This window comes from Microbacterium sp. K41 (genome assembly GCF_004794395.1).
Classification (GTDB): domain Bacteria; phylum Actinomycetota; class Actinomycetes; order Actinomycetales; family Microbacteriaceae; genus Microbacterium; species Microbacterium sufflavum.
Window position 1 is genome coordinate 1 of record NZ_SSDO01000526.1, and the last position, 12332, is coordinate 12332.

Sequence of the window (12332 nt, forward strand, 5' to 3'; positions counted from 1 at the left end):
CGGCGCGTGGGCGAGCTCGCGGCCGATGCGCACACGCGGCGCGCGTTCGGCCGCGCCGGTCACGAGAGCGTCCAGGCGCGCAGCTGGGCGGCCGTCGGGGATCAGCTCCTCGGGCACTTCGCGGAGGCCGAGGAGCTGCACAGGACGGACGCGGCGGCGCGTGCCCGTCGGCTCGTGCGGCCCGAGCCCACGCCACCCGTGCCGGCGGCGCGCTGGCGCAGATACGTCGCGCTGGGCGACTCGCTGACGGAGGGACTGTGCGACCCGGGCGCGGATGGGGCGCTGCGGGGCTGGGCCGACCGACTGGCGCTGCTGCTCGCAGCGCGGGGCGGGTTGCATTACGCCAACCTCGCCATCCGGTCGAAGCGCGTGCAGGACGTCTGCGGGGAGCAGCTCGAGCGCGCGCTGGAGCTCCGACCCGACCTGGTCTCGATCCTCGTGGGCGCGAACGACCTGGTGAAGTACCGTGCCCCCGTGCCGACGCTCGCGGCACAGGTCGAGGGCGCGATCGTGCGACTGCGCGCCGGCGGCGCCGAGGTCGTGCTGGTGACGCCCTTCCTCCCCGGACGACGCGCGGCAGCCCTGTACGCGCGACGCTTCGCAGCTTTCGCGACCGCGCTCGCCGGGGTGGCCGCGCGGACCGGCGCCATCCTGATCGACACCGACCTGCACCCCGCGCTCGCGGAGCGACCGCACTGGGGGGAGGATCTCGTGCACCTCAGCAGTCGCGGGCACCGGTTCCTCGCCTATCGCGTCGGCGAGGTGCTCGGGGTTCCCCACGCCGAGGCCCTCGGCGCGCTCGACGCCGTGCTGCACGAGCACGAGTCGATCGGAGCCGGTGCGTGGTGGCGGCGGTACGCGCTGCCGTGGGTATGGCGTCGCCTGCACGGGAGGGCCGCGGGTGACGGCCGCCGCGCCAAGCACGACGACTACGTCTACCTCGGTCGCTCGTCCGTCGAGCGCGGCGCGCCGGTGGGCTGAGCGCGGGGGTGGCGCTCAGCGACGACCCATGCCGCGGTACGTCCAACCGGCCGCACGCCACGCCGCGGCGTCGAGGCAGTTGCGGCCGTCGACCACGACTCGTCCGCGCACGAGCGACCCCGCATGTGCGGGGAAGAGCGCCCGCCGGTACTCGTCCCACTCCGTCACGACCACCACGGCGTCGGCCCCGCGGAGGGCCTCGTCCCGGTCGCTCGTGTATCCCAGCTGCGGGTGCAGGGCCCTGGCGTTGTCGATCGCCGCGGGGTCGGTGACCACGACGTCGGCGCCGAGGCCGCGCAGGCGCACGGCGACATCGAGCGCAGGGGAGTCGCGCACGTCGTCGCTGAAGGGTTTGAACGCGGCACCGAGCACCGCGATCCGGCGGCCGAACACCCGTCCGGCGAGGGCGTCGACCACGAGCTGCACCGCGCGGTCTCTGCGGCGGAGGTTGATCGCGTCCACCTCGTGCAGGAAGCCCACGGCCTCGCGCCGACCGAGCTCCTCCGCGCGCGCCGCGAACGCCCGGATGTCCTTGGGCAGGCAGCCGCCGCCGAATCCGATGCCGGAGCCGAGGTAGCGTGGCCCGATGCGCGTGTCGTGGCCGAGCGCCTCCGCGAGCAGGGCGATGTCGGCGTCCGCGGCCTCGGCGATCTCGGCCATGGCATTGATGAACGAGATCTTGGTGGCGAGGAAGGCGTTGGCCGCTCCCTTCACCAGCTCGGCGGTGGCGAGGTCGGTCGCGAGGAAGGGGATTCCCGCCTCGATCGCGGCACGGTACACGTCGCGCAGGACCGCGACGGCGCGCTCGCCGGCTGCCCCGCTGTCCGCCCCCACCACGATCCGATCGGGGGTCAGGGTGTCGTGCACGGCCCAGCCCTCCCGGAGGAACTCGGGGTTCCACGCCAGCGTCGCTCCGCGGTCGTGCACGAGTCCGGCGAGACGCGCGGCGGTGCCGACGGGAACCGTGGACTTGCCCGCCACCACGTCGCCGGGGCGCAGGTAGGGGAGCAGCGCGTCGACGGCGGCGTCCACGAAGCGCAGGTCGGCGGCCGGGCCGTGCGGCTGCTGCGGCGTGCCGACGGCGAGGAAGTGCACGGTCGCGCCTGCCGCGTCCTCGATGCGGGTGCCGAAGCGGAGGCGCCCTCTCGCCCGACCCGACGCGAGGAGGTCGTCCAACTGCGGCTCGAAGAACGGGGCCTGCCCGCGGGAGAGCGCAGCCACGCGGCCCTCGTCGACGTCGACGCCGATCACCTCGTGTCCGAGGGATGCCATGGCCGCGGCGTGCACGGCCCCGAGGTACCCGCATCCGATCACTGACATGCGCATGGCCCCAGCAGAGCCGACGCCCTGGACGCACGGTCGACGGGAGGGTGAACACACCATGACCGGCGGGTGTCGACACTTTCGACGGCGAGAGCACGCGGGATCCGAGGACGTCGCTGGTAGGGTGGATGCGGTTGACTGCGGTCGACTGTACAACTTCACATCGACTCATGGAGCGATCGGCGGAGAAGCTGGTCCCCTGTGGTGGGTTCCTCGGCGCGGTCGTCGGGTGGCTTTCTACTGGTGGCCAGCGCAGGCGAGACTCGGGGAATGCCCGCGCGCCCGAACCCCACCGCATCCGCTCCTTCATGAACACCTCGCGCGTCACACGGGCCCGCGAGGCTAAACAAAGAAGGAGAGACCTCTTGGAAGGTCCTGAAATCACCGCCACCGAGGCCGTTCTCGACAACGGCCGCTTCGGCACCCGCACCATCCGCTTCGAGACCGGCCGCCTCGCGCAGCAGGCTCAGGGCGCTGTCGCCGCCTACCTCGACGGCGAGACCATGCTCCTCTCGGCCACCAGCGCGGGCAAGCACCCGCGCGAGGGCTTCGACTTCTTCCCGCTGACGGTCGACGTCGAGGAGCGGTCCTACGCCGCCGGCAAGATCCCCGGCTCGTTCTTCCGTCGTGAGGGTCGTCCCTCCACGGAGGCGATCCTGGTCTGCCGTCTGATCGACCGTCCGCTGCGTCCGTCGTTCGTCGACGGCCTGCGCAACGAGGTCCAGATCGTCATCACGGTCCTCTCGATCGCGCCGGGCGAGTTCTACGACGCGCTGGCGATCAACGCCGCGTCCGCGTCGACCCAGATCTCGGGCCTGCCGTTCTCCGGCCCCGTCGCCGGCGTGCGCCTCGCGTTCATCCCCGGCCACGGCGAGCACGCCGACCAGTGGGTCGCGTTCCCGACGGCCGAGCAGGTGTCGGAGGCCGTGTTCGACCTGATCGTCGCCGGTCGCGTTGTCACCAAGGCCGACGGCTCCGAAGACGTCGCGATCATGATGGTCGAGGCCGAGGCGACCGAGGGCAGCTGGAACCTGATCAAGGCGGGCGCCACCAAGCCCGACGAGAGCGTCGTGGCCCAGGGCCTCGAGGCCTCGAAGCCGTTCATCGCCCAGCTCGTGAAGGCACAGGCCGAGCTCGCCGCCACGGCGTCGAAGGAGCCGGGCGTCTACCCGGTCTTCCCGGCCTACAGCGATGAGGTCTACGATTTCGTGTCCGAGCGCGCGTTCGCCGAGCTGAGCGACGTCTACCAGATCGCCGACAAGACCGAGCGCCAGAACGCCGACGACGCCATCAAGGAGCGCGTCAAGGCCGAGCTCATCGAGGCCACCGAGGCGGGCTCGCTCCCGGCCGCGGCCCCGCTGGAGTTCTCCGCCGCGTACAAGTCGGTCACGAAGAAGATCGTCCGCGGGCGCATCCTCACCGAGGGCACCCGCATCGACGGCCGCGGGCTGGCGGACATCCGCCCGCTCGACGCCGAGGTGCAGGTCATCCCGCGCGTGCACGGCTCTGCGATCTTCCAGCGCGGCGAGACCCAGATCATGGGTGTCACCACGCTGAACATGCTCAAGATGGAGCAGCAGATCGACTCGCTGTCGCCCACGACCAGCAAGCGCTACATGCACCACTACAACTTCCCGCCCTACTCGACCGGTGAGACCGGCCGCGTGGGTTCGCCGAAGCGTCGCGAGATCGGGCACGGCTTCCTCGCCGAGCGCGCCCTCGTGCCGGTGCTGCCGAGCCGCGAGGAGTTCCCGTACGCGATCCGTCAGGTGTCCGAGGCGCTGAGCTCCAACGGCTCGACCTCGATGGGCTCCGTGTGCGCCTCGACCCTCTCGCTGCTGAACGCGGGTGTGCCGCTGCGCGCTCCCGTCGCCGGCATCGCGATGGGCCTGGTCTCCGACGAGGTGAACGGAGAGACCCGTTACGCCGCGCTGACCGACATCCTGGGTGCGGAGGACGCGCTCGGCGACATGGACTTCAAGGTCGCCGGTACGAGCGAGTTCGTCACCGCCATCCAGCTCGACACGAAGCTCGACGGCATCCCGTCGTCGGTGCTCGCCGGCGCGCTGACCCAGGCCAAGGACGCCCGTCTGACGATCCTCAACGTCCTGAACGCCGCGATCGACGCTCCCGACGAGATGGCGCCCACCGCGCCGCGCGTCATCAGCGTGCAGATCCCGGTCGACAAGATCGGTGAGCTGATCGGCCCGAAGGGCAAGACGATCAACGCGATCCAGGACGAGACCGGTGCGCAGATCTCCATCGAGGAGGACGGCACCGTCTACATCGGCGCGACCGACGGCCCCTCGGCCGAGGCCGCCCGTGCCCAGGTGAACGCGATCGCCAACCCCACCAACCCGGAGGTCGGCGAGCAGTTCCTCGGCACCGTCGTGAAGATCGCCACGTTCGGCGCCTTCATCTCGCTGCTGCCCGGCAAGGACGGCCTGCTGCACGTCACCGAGGTGCGCAAGCTCGCCGGTGGCAAGCGCGTGGAGAACGTCGAAGACGTCCTCTCGGTCGGTCAGAAGATCCTCGTCAAGATCACGAAGATCGACGACCGCGGCAAGCTCTCGCTGGAGCCCGTGCTCGACGACGCCCCGGCCGCTGAGCAGGCGCCGTCGGACGAGGCCGTGGCGGAGTAACTCCGCCCGTTCGTCTGGAGCCCGGCTCTCTCCGCGAGGAGGGGGCCGGGCTTCGTCGTCGGCGATGTGATCAAAACGTTATCGGAAGTTTCCGCGCCGTTCCCCGGATTGGTCGGGACGTCGGCTGCGGTCGCATACCCTCGAAGTACGCACCGGGGGGTGCTAGTCAGGCAGCGAGGCAGGTCGGCACGCACCGATCGATGCGGGGGTGAGAGTATGCGGTTGTTCAGCGTAGGCGCAGGAACAGCGGCTGATCGCGCCGCGCAGGAACACGAGGACCACCCGTCCGCCCCCATCCCCATCGTCGGCCCCGGCGTCGGCGAGGCCATCCGGCTCCCGCTCGGGGAGACCGGCTTCGAGACCTTCCCGCTCATGCTCGGCGCCGCCGAGTTCGGGTGGAACGTCGACCTGGAGACGAGCCACGGCATCCTGGACCGCTACGCCGAGATCGGCGGGAACGCCATCCACACGGCCGATGGCTTCTCCGGTGGTCGCAGCGAGCACATCCTCGGACAGTGGCTGCGGTCGCGAGACCAGCGGGACCGGGTCGTGTTGAGCGTCCGCATCGGCGCTCACGCCGACAACCCCGGACTCGGCTCGGTCAACCTCGTCCGCGCCGTCGAGGGATCGCTGACGCGGTTGGGCGTGGAGCGCATCGATGTGCTGTACCTCGACGCGACGCTCGATGCGACGACCAACCTGGAAGACACGCTCGCGACGGTCGAGTGGCTGATGGAGGCCGGCAAGATCGGCGCCGTCGGTGCCTACGGACTGAGCCCGGAGCGACTCGTGGAAGCGCGCATCCTGGCCTCGGCCGGATACCCCCGCATCACGGTCATCGACGCGCCGTACAACCTCGTGCGGCGTCAGCCGTTCGAGGGTGACCTGCGGCTGGTGGCCGGAGCGCAGAACCTCGCGGTCACGCCCTCGCACGCTCTCGAGCACGGCTTCTTGTCGGGGCGTCACCGCAACAAGGCGCTCACCTCGCGCGGCGTGCGCGGGGAACAGCTGCGCGGCCACCTCAACCGGCGCGGCATCAAGATCCTCCGTGCACTCGACCAGGTGGCCGAGGAGCTCGGGGTGCCCGTGGCCGCGGTCTCGATCGCCTGGCTCCTGGCGCAGCGCACGGTGACCGCGCCGATCGTGAACACGTTCGCGGCCGAGCAGGTGGACGAGCTCATGCAGGGTGCGGGTGTGGCACTGTCACGGAGTCAGGTGGCCGAGCTCTCCCGCGCGGGCAACTGAACGTCGGCCCACCCGTGACATAGGGTGGAGGAGAGGTCCGGCGGGAGCTGGCGATGAAGCGAGCGAGCGAGTTGTGACGCACTACATATATCTGGTCAGACACGGTGAACATCAGGATGCCGAGCACGGCCTCGCCGACGGACCCCTGTCGCCGCGCGGCCAGCGGCAGGCGGAGCTGATCGCCGACCGCCTGTCCGGGCTTCCGCTCGATGCGGTCTGGCACTCGCCGCTCCTGCGGGCGAACGAGACGGCGAGGGCGATCGCCGGACGTCTTCCGTCGGTCGATCCCGAGCCGACGGCGCTCCTGTTCGACTGCGTGCCCACGGGCATGACGGAGGAGACGCCCTCGGTGTTCGAGCCGTTCTTCGGCTCCGTCACGGAGGCGGAGATCGAGGCCGGCCGCGCGCAGATGTCCGATGCGGTCAACGAGTTCCTGGTCCGCAAGACCGGCGAGGTGCACGAGGTGCTCATCACGCACAACTTCGTGATCTCGTGGTTCGTGCGCGAGGTGCTGGCGGCGCCGGAGTGGCGCTGGATGACGTTGAACCAGTCGCACTGCGGTCTCACCGTGATCGCGCAGAAGCAGGGGCGTCCGTGGACGCTGCTCACTCACAACGACACCGGACACCTGCCCGTGGAGCTGCGCACCGGGATCCCCGACGCGCTCCTCGTGTGACGGCGCGCCTCAGCGCGCCGCGGCTGCGGTCGCTCGCCCGGCCATAGGCTGGACGCATGACCACGAAGGTAGCCCTCGTCGGCGGAACCGGAAAGCTCGGGACGATCATCGGCTCGGTGATCGCGGAGCTCGACGGCTTCGCGGTGACCCGGGTCCTCGGTTCATCGAGCGATCTGTCGGAGTTGCAGGGGGCCGACCTCGTGGTGGATGCCTCCACGCCGCAGATCAGCGTCGACGTGGTGCGCACCGCGGTGGAGCAGGGCAGCAACGTGCTGGTGGCGACGTCGGGCTGGTCGGCCGAGCGCATCGCTCTGGTGCGTCCGCTGGTCGACGCGGCGGAGACGGGTGCGGTCTTCATCCCGAACTTCTCGCTGGGATCCGTGCTCGGCTCGGCGCTGGCCGCCGCTGCGGCACCGTTCTTCGGATCGGCGGAGATCATCGAGGCGCACCGCGAGACGAAGATCGATTCGCCCAGCGGCACGGCGGTCCGCACGGCCGAGCTGATCGCCGCGGCCCGGGCAGAGCAGGGTCCGGTCAGTGCGCCGCACGCGGATCAGCGGGCCCGCGGCCAGCAGGTCGCAAGCGTCCCGATCCATTCCCTCCGCCGTCCCGGCGTGATCGCGAAGCAGGAGGTGATCCTGTCGGGCCCTGGCGAGTCGCTCACCTTGACGCACGACACCACCGACTCGGCCCTCGCGTACGCCCCGGGCATCCGGCTCGCCGTGCCGTATGCCGCGTCGGCGACCGGAGTGGTCGTCGGGCTGGAGAACATGATCGACCTCGGTCTGCGCTCGTGATGTCGCGGATCGGCGTCGGCCTGATGGCGGCGGCGCTCCTGGTCTACCTGGCGGTGGCGGTGTGGCTGGCGGTGATGTTCATCTCCGTCGGCACCCCGGTGTCGATCGGCATGGGCATCACGCTCCTCGTGCTCGCCCCGCTCGGAGCCTGGGCGCTGGTCAGGGAGATGCTGTTCGGATTCGGGGCCGACCGGCTCGGTCGGATCCTCGATGCCGAGGGGGGCATGCCGCCCGTAGAGACCGAGCTCACGCCCAGCGGCCGCCTGGCCCGGGCGGACGCGGATCCTCTTATCGCCCGCTACACCGAGGCCGCGGCGGCCGCTCCGAGCGACTGGCGCGCCCGCTACCGTCTCGGCGTGGTGCAGGACGCCGCCGGACGACGCAAGGATGCGAGGGCGAGCATCCGCGAGGCGATCAGGCTCTTCCGCGCCTGATTCCGACGTCGGATGCCCGCCGCCTGGACGATCAGGCGAGAGTGGCCTCGAGCGTGATGTCGATTCCGGCGAGCGCCTGCGACACCGGGCAGCCGGTCTTGGCGCCCTCGGCGATCTCCTGGAACGCGGCCGGGGTCAGGCCGGGCACGACCGCGTTGACGTTGAGGTGGCTGCCGGTGATGCCGACCCCGGGCTTGAACGTGACGGAGGCACTGGTGTTGACGCGCTCCGGGGGTGTGCCGTTCTCGGCGAGTGCGTGCGACAGCGCCATGCTGAAGCACGAGGCGTGGGCTGCGGCGATCAGCTCCTCCGGAGTGGTGGTGGTGTCGCTGCCTTCGCTGCGGGCCTTCCAGTCAAGCGGGAAGGTGCCGAGGTGCGACGACGAGAACGCGACCGTCCCCGATCCCTCGGTGAGCGATCCGGTCCACGTGGCGGCGGCTTCACTGGTGACGGGCATGGGGGTCCTCCGGTTCTCGCGCTGCGGGGTGAGCAGCGGCACTCCGGGCCAGCCTATCGAGCCGCCGGTCCCCGGGGAACCGGGTCAGGCGGGCCTCGTGTTCCGTCCGAGCAGGCCGGTGCGCTGGAGGATCAGGTAGAGCTGGCAGCCCAGGCAGAACGAGAAGGCGGCGTTCAGGAACGCAGCGACGAAGGCCGCACCGGTGGCGACCGGCAGCGCCCAGGGGACTCCCGCGAGGTGCAGGACGAGGCCGGCACCGACCACGACGAGTCCGACCCCCTGCGCGAACCGTGGAGGTCGCGGGTCCTCCAGCTCGGAGGGTGGCGCGAGGCGCGGGCGGACGACGCTGCGGAACAGCGCACCCCATGGCGCGGTCGGCGGTGACACGACGCTCCAGAGGAAGAGCAGCGCGATCACGAGCGCGAGCAGGCAGCCGGGGTCGGTCAGTCGCTCGAGGGGTGAGGCGGCGACGATCGCCCAGTCGCCCGCGGGCTCGGTCCGGTGGGTGGAGACGCCGGTCAGCGCCAGGAACGTGGCGATGAGCAGCAGGACGCTGGTGATCGTCGCGGCGAACCGTGGTCCTCGCGGGTCGATGCCGGCGGGAGCGGACATGAGACCTCCGGGTGTGGTCACGCCGCAGCGACGGCGTCAGTGAGGGCGTGCCGCTGCGGCACGCCGTGGAAACGGGCGACGACCTCGCCACTGCCGTCCACCACGAGGGTGGTCGGGGTCTGCAGCACGCGGTAGCGGCTGGCGAGGTCGGGACGCGTGGTGAGGTCGATCTCGACGTGGCGCAGTCCGTCCTGTTCCGCGGCGTAGCTGCCCAGGAGTCGACGGACCTGTGGGCACTTCGCGCACAGCTCGGTGCTGAACTGCACGAGTGTCGCGCGTTGCCCGAGTGGAGTCCCCGCGTCGGCAGGATCGAACCGGACGACTCCGGCGCGGCGCTGAGCGCCCTCGCGGTGGCGCAGCACGGCGCCCGCGACGACCGCGGCGCCGAGCAGCACCGCCACGACGGCGAGGGCGAGCACGGGCGACATGCGTCGAGACTAAGCGCGCGCGAGTCATGCGGGCCCGCATGTTTCCGCGGATGACGCCCCGGCGGCACAGCGCAGATCCGCCCTCGGGGCGAGCGGGCCGGGTATCCTGACTCCCATGAGCGCCCCCGTCCCGACCCCGTACGAAGACCTGCTCCGCGACGTCCTCGAGACGGGGACGCACAAGAGCGATCGCACCGGCACCGGGACCACCAGCGTCTTCGGCCGTCAGATCCGGTTCGACCTCTCCCAGGGCTTCCCGCTGATCACGACCAAGCGCGTGCACTTCAAGTCGATCGCCTACGAGCTGCTCTGGTTCCTCCGCGGCGACTCCAACGTCGGCTGGCTACAGGAGAACGGCGTGACGATCTGGGACGAATGGGCGGACGCGGAGGGTGACCTCGGACCCGTGTACGGCGTGCAATGGCGTTCGTGGCCCACCCCGGACGGGGGCAGCATCGACCAGCTGTCCGAGGTGATCGAGCAGATCCGTCGCACCCCGGACTCGCGACGCCTGATCGTGTCGGCGTGGAACCCCGCCGCCATCCCGGACATGGCTCTCGCGCCGTGTCACGCCCTCTTCCAGTTCTACGTGGCCGACGGCAAGCTCTCCTGCCAGCTGTACCAGCGCAGCGCCGACATGTTCCTCGGCGTGCCCTTCAACATCGCGTCCTATGCCCTGCTGACGATGATGATCGCGCAGCAGGTCGGGCTGGAACCGGGCGACTTCGTCTGGACGGGCGGCGACTGCCACGTGTACGACAACCACGTCGACCAGGTGCGCGAGCAGCTGACGAGGGAGCCCTTCCCGTATCCGACGCTGCGCTTCGCCCGCACCCCGGAATCGATCTTCGACTATCGCTACGAGGACTTCGTGGTGGAGGACTATCAGCACCACGCGCCAATCAGGGCGGCGGTGGCGGTATGACCTGGGTCGGGCTGATCTGGGCGCAGGCCCACGGTGGGGTGATCGGCGCCGAGGGCGGCATGCCGTGGCACGTTCCCGAAGATCTGGCGCACTTCAAGGAGATCACGCACGGAGCGCCCGTGATCATGGGGCGCAAGACCTGGGATTCGCTGCCCGAGCGGTTCCGGCCGCTCCCCGGGCGCGACAACCTCGTCGTCACGCGCCAGCAGGACTGGGCGGCGGACGGGGCCTCCCGTGCCGCGACCGTGGCCGAGGCCGTGCGCGGCCGCGACAGGGTGTGGATCATCGGCGGGGCGGAGATCTTCCGCCAGGTGATCGGCGACGCCGACAGGCTCGAGGTGACCGAGATCGACCTCGACGTCGACGGCGACGCGTTCGCGCCTCCGACGACGGGGTGGCGGCTCGTGGACGAGGGGGAGTGGCAGACCTCGCGCACGGGCGTGCGGTATCGCTTCCTGGGGTACGAGCGCTGATGCCCACCGCGCTCATCACGGGAGCCAGCGCCGGCCTCGGCGCGGAGTTCGCGCGTCAGCTCGCCCGACGTCGGGGAGACCTCATCCTGGTCGCCCGCTCGGCCGACGCGCTCGAGGCCCTCGCGGCGGAGCTGCGCAGCGAGTATGGCGTCGCGGTCGAGGTGCTCGTCGCCGACCTGTCGGAGGAGGAGGGCGTCTCGCGCGTCGCCGAGCGCCTGCGGGACACGTCCGATCCGGTCGATCTGCTCGTGAACAACGCCGGCTTCGGACTGCCGTTGCAGTTCGCGGACAACGACATCGACGACGAGGTGCGGCACCTGCGTGTCCACGTGGAGGCATCGATGCGCCTCATGCACGCCGCACTCCAGAGCATGCGCGGCCGCGGAGGACGCATCATCAACGTCGCGTCGGTCGCCGGGTTCATCTCCCGGTCGACGTACTCGGCATGCAAGGCGTGGCTGATCGGCTTCAGCCGCTGGGCGAACGCGGAGTACGCGCGCGACGGCGTGACGGTCACGGCGCTCTGCCCCGGCTTCACGCACACGTCCTTCCACGAGCGCATGGGCCTCGCGGTGGGGCAGGAGGGGGTTCCGGGTCTCCTGTGGCTCGACGCCCCGTCGGTGGTGCGCACCGGTCTTCGTGATGCCGCCCGTGGGAAGCCCGTGTCCATCCCATCGCTCCGCTACAAGGTCGTGGTCGCGGTCGCCCGAGTGCTCCCGCAGTCGCTGACCTCCGCCGTGGCGCGGCGCGGGCGCGTCTGACGGTCTCAGCCGAAGCGTCCGAGCCGGATGCTGGCCAGGGCGAGGGCGGCGATGGTCTCTCCATCGGTGATCCGTCCGTCCGCGATCATCGCGAGGGTGTCCGCGAACGGCACCCACGAGACCGACTCGATGCCCTCCTCGGCCCGGGTGCCGGTTGCTTCGTCCACACGACGGATCGCGCGTGCCAGGAACACGTGCTCCGTCGCGACGGCGATCCCGTTGAGGGCGTTCATGGTGCCGAGCTCGGTCCAGTCGTCGGCTGTGTGACCGGTTTCCTCGAGGAACTCGCGGCGCGCGGCAACGACCGGCTCCTCGCCGTCGGTGCCGCCCGCGGGGATCTCGAGCGACGGCCCCACGGTGTAGCGGTCGAGGGTGACGAGGCACACGCGGTCGTCGGCGTCGACCGCGACCACGAACACGGCGGGGTGCTGCATCTCGACCACGCCGTAGATCCCTCGGCCGCTCGGACCGGTGACCTGGTCCTCGCGTACGCGGATCCAGGGGTTCTCGTAGGCGAGGCGCGACGCGTGCGTGATCCATCCCATGGCGTGAGCCTAGGCGGCACGGTCCGCGGCCGC

Annotated in this window: 14 protein-coding genes; 9 read left to right on the top strand and 5 right to left on the bottom strand. The window is 70.9% G+C overall.

What is annotated here, in order from left to right; genetic code table 11:
* Nucleotides 1–981 (top strand): SGNH/GDSL hydrolase family protein (locus tag DW309_RS17985; protein ID WP_136046152.1); only part of this gene is annotated, 981 nt, incomplete at its 5' end.
* A gap of 15 nt (nt 982–996) precedes the next feature.
* On the opposite strand, the gene DW309_RS17990 is transcribed toward DW309_RS17985, so the two are convergent.
* Nucleotides 997–2307 carry a UDP-glucose dehydrogenase family protein gene (locus DW309_RS17990; RefSeq protein ID WP_136046153.1) on the bottom strand — a complete coding sequence of 437 codons (1311 nt, stop codon included), beginning with the start codon at nt 2305–2307 and terminating at the stop codon, nt 997–999.
* Between the two features lie 362 nt (nt 2308–2669).
* On the opposite strand from DW309_RS17990, the gene DW309_RS17995 reads away from it, so the two are divergent.
* From DW309_RS17995 to DW309_RS18015, 5 genes are all read left to right on the top strand, one after another.
* Nucleotides 2670–4946: a polyribonucleotide nucleotidyltransferase gene (locus DW309_RS17995; RefSeq protein ID WP_136046154.1), complete on the top strand. Its 2277-nt coding sequence runs from the start codon at nt 2670–2672 to the stop codon at nt 4944–4946.
* 216 nt (nt 4947–5162) lie between these two features.
* Nucleotides 5163–6191 (top strand): aldo/keto reductase, encoded by a 1029-nt coding sequence (locus tag DW309_RS18000; RefSeq protein WP_136035041.1) that lies wholly within the window; start codon nt 5163–5165, stop codon nt 6189–6191.
* Nucleotides 6192–6264: 73 nt separating this feature from the next.
* Nucleotides 6265–6867, top strand: coding sequence for a histidine phosphatase family protein (locus DW309_RS18005; RefSeq protein WP_136035039.1), 603 nt, complete (start codon nt 6265–6267; stop codon nt 6865–6867).
* Nucleotides 6868–6923: 56 nt separating this feature from the next.
* Nucleotides 6924–7664, top strand: coding sequence for a 4-hydroxy-tetrahydrodipicolinate reductase (gene dapB, locus DW309_RS18010; RefSeq protein ID WP_136046155.1), 741 nt, complete (start codon nt 6924–6926; stop codon nt 7662–7664).
* A complete protein-coding gene (locus DW309_RS18015; protein ID WP_136035035.1) occupies nt 7664–8098 on the top strand; it encodes a hypothetical protein in 435 nt (144 codons plus the stop codon). Before dapB ends, DW309_RS18015 begins: the two co-directional genes overlap by 1 nt.
* Before the next feature lie 31 nt (nt 8099–8129).
* Here the strand turns inward: DW309_RS18015 and DW309_RS18020 are convergent, their stop codons facing one another.
* The 3 genes from DW309_RS18020 to DW309_RS18030 all read right to left on the bottom strand — a co-directional run bounded on the left by DW309_RS18020 (nt 8130) and on the right by DW309_RS18030 (nt 9595).
* On the bottom strand, nt 8130–8555 hold the full coding sequence (locus DW309_RS18020) for an OsmC family peroxiredoxin (RefSeq protein WP_136035033.1): 426 nt from the start codon (nt 8553–8555) through the stop codon (nt 8130–8132).
* 84 nt (nt 8556–8639) lie between these two features.
* A complete protein-coding gene (locus DW309_RS18025) occupies nt 8640–9167 on the bottom strand; it encodes a DUF4395 domain-containing protein (RefSeq protein ID WP_136046156.1) in 528 nt (175 codons plus the stop codon).
* A 17-nt stretch (nt 9168–9184) separates the two neighbouring features.
* Nucleotides 9185–9595, bottom strand: a complete 411-nt coding sequence (locus DW309_RS18030; RefSeq protein WP_136036715.1) for a thioredoxin family protein — start codon at nt 9593–9595, stop codon at nt 9185–9187.
* Nucleotides 9596–9710: 115 nt separating this feature from the next.
* Between DW309_RS18030 and DW309_RS18035 the strand changes: the two genes are divergently transcribed.
* From DW309_RS18035 to DW309_RS18045, 3 genes are read left to right on the top strand one after another with little or no spacing between them, the layout of a single operon-like run.
* The gene (locus DW309_RS18035) at nt 9711–10520 is read left to right on the top strand and encodes a thymidylate synthase (protein WP_136036716.1); all 810 of its coding nucleotides are present in this window, start codon (nt 9711–9713) and stop codon (nt 10518–10520) included.
* Nucleotides 10517–10993, top strand: a complete 477-nt coding sequence (locus DW309_RS18040) for a dihydrofolate reductase (RefSeq protein WP_136036717.1) — start codon at nt 10517–10519, stop codon at nt 10991–10993. The genes DW309_RS18035 and DW309_RS18040 overlap by 4 nt, the downstream gene beginning before the upstream one ends.
* The gene (locus tag DW309_RS18045; RefSeq protein WP_136035024.1) at nt 10993–11754 is read left to right on the top strand and encodes an SDR family NAD(P)-dependent oxidoreductase; all 762 of its coding nucleotides are present in this window, start codon (nt 10993–10995) and stop codon (nt 11752–11754) included. The genes DW309_RS18040 and DW309_RS18045 overlap by 1 nt, the downstream gene beginning before the upstream one ends.
* Nucleotides 11755–11759: 5 nt before the next feature.
* Here DW309_RS18045 and DW309_RS18050 read toward each other — a convergent pair whose 3' ends face one another.
* Nucleotides 11760–12299 (bottom strand): NUDIX domain-containing protein, encoded by a 540-nt coding sequence (locus DW309_RS18050; protein WP_136046157.1) that lies wholly within the window; start codon nt 12297–12299, stop codon nt 11760–11762.
* Nucleotides 12300–12332: the final 33 nt, after the last annotated feature.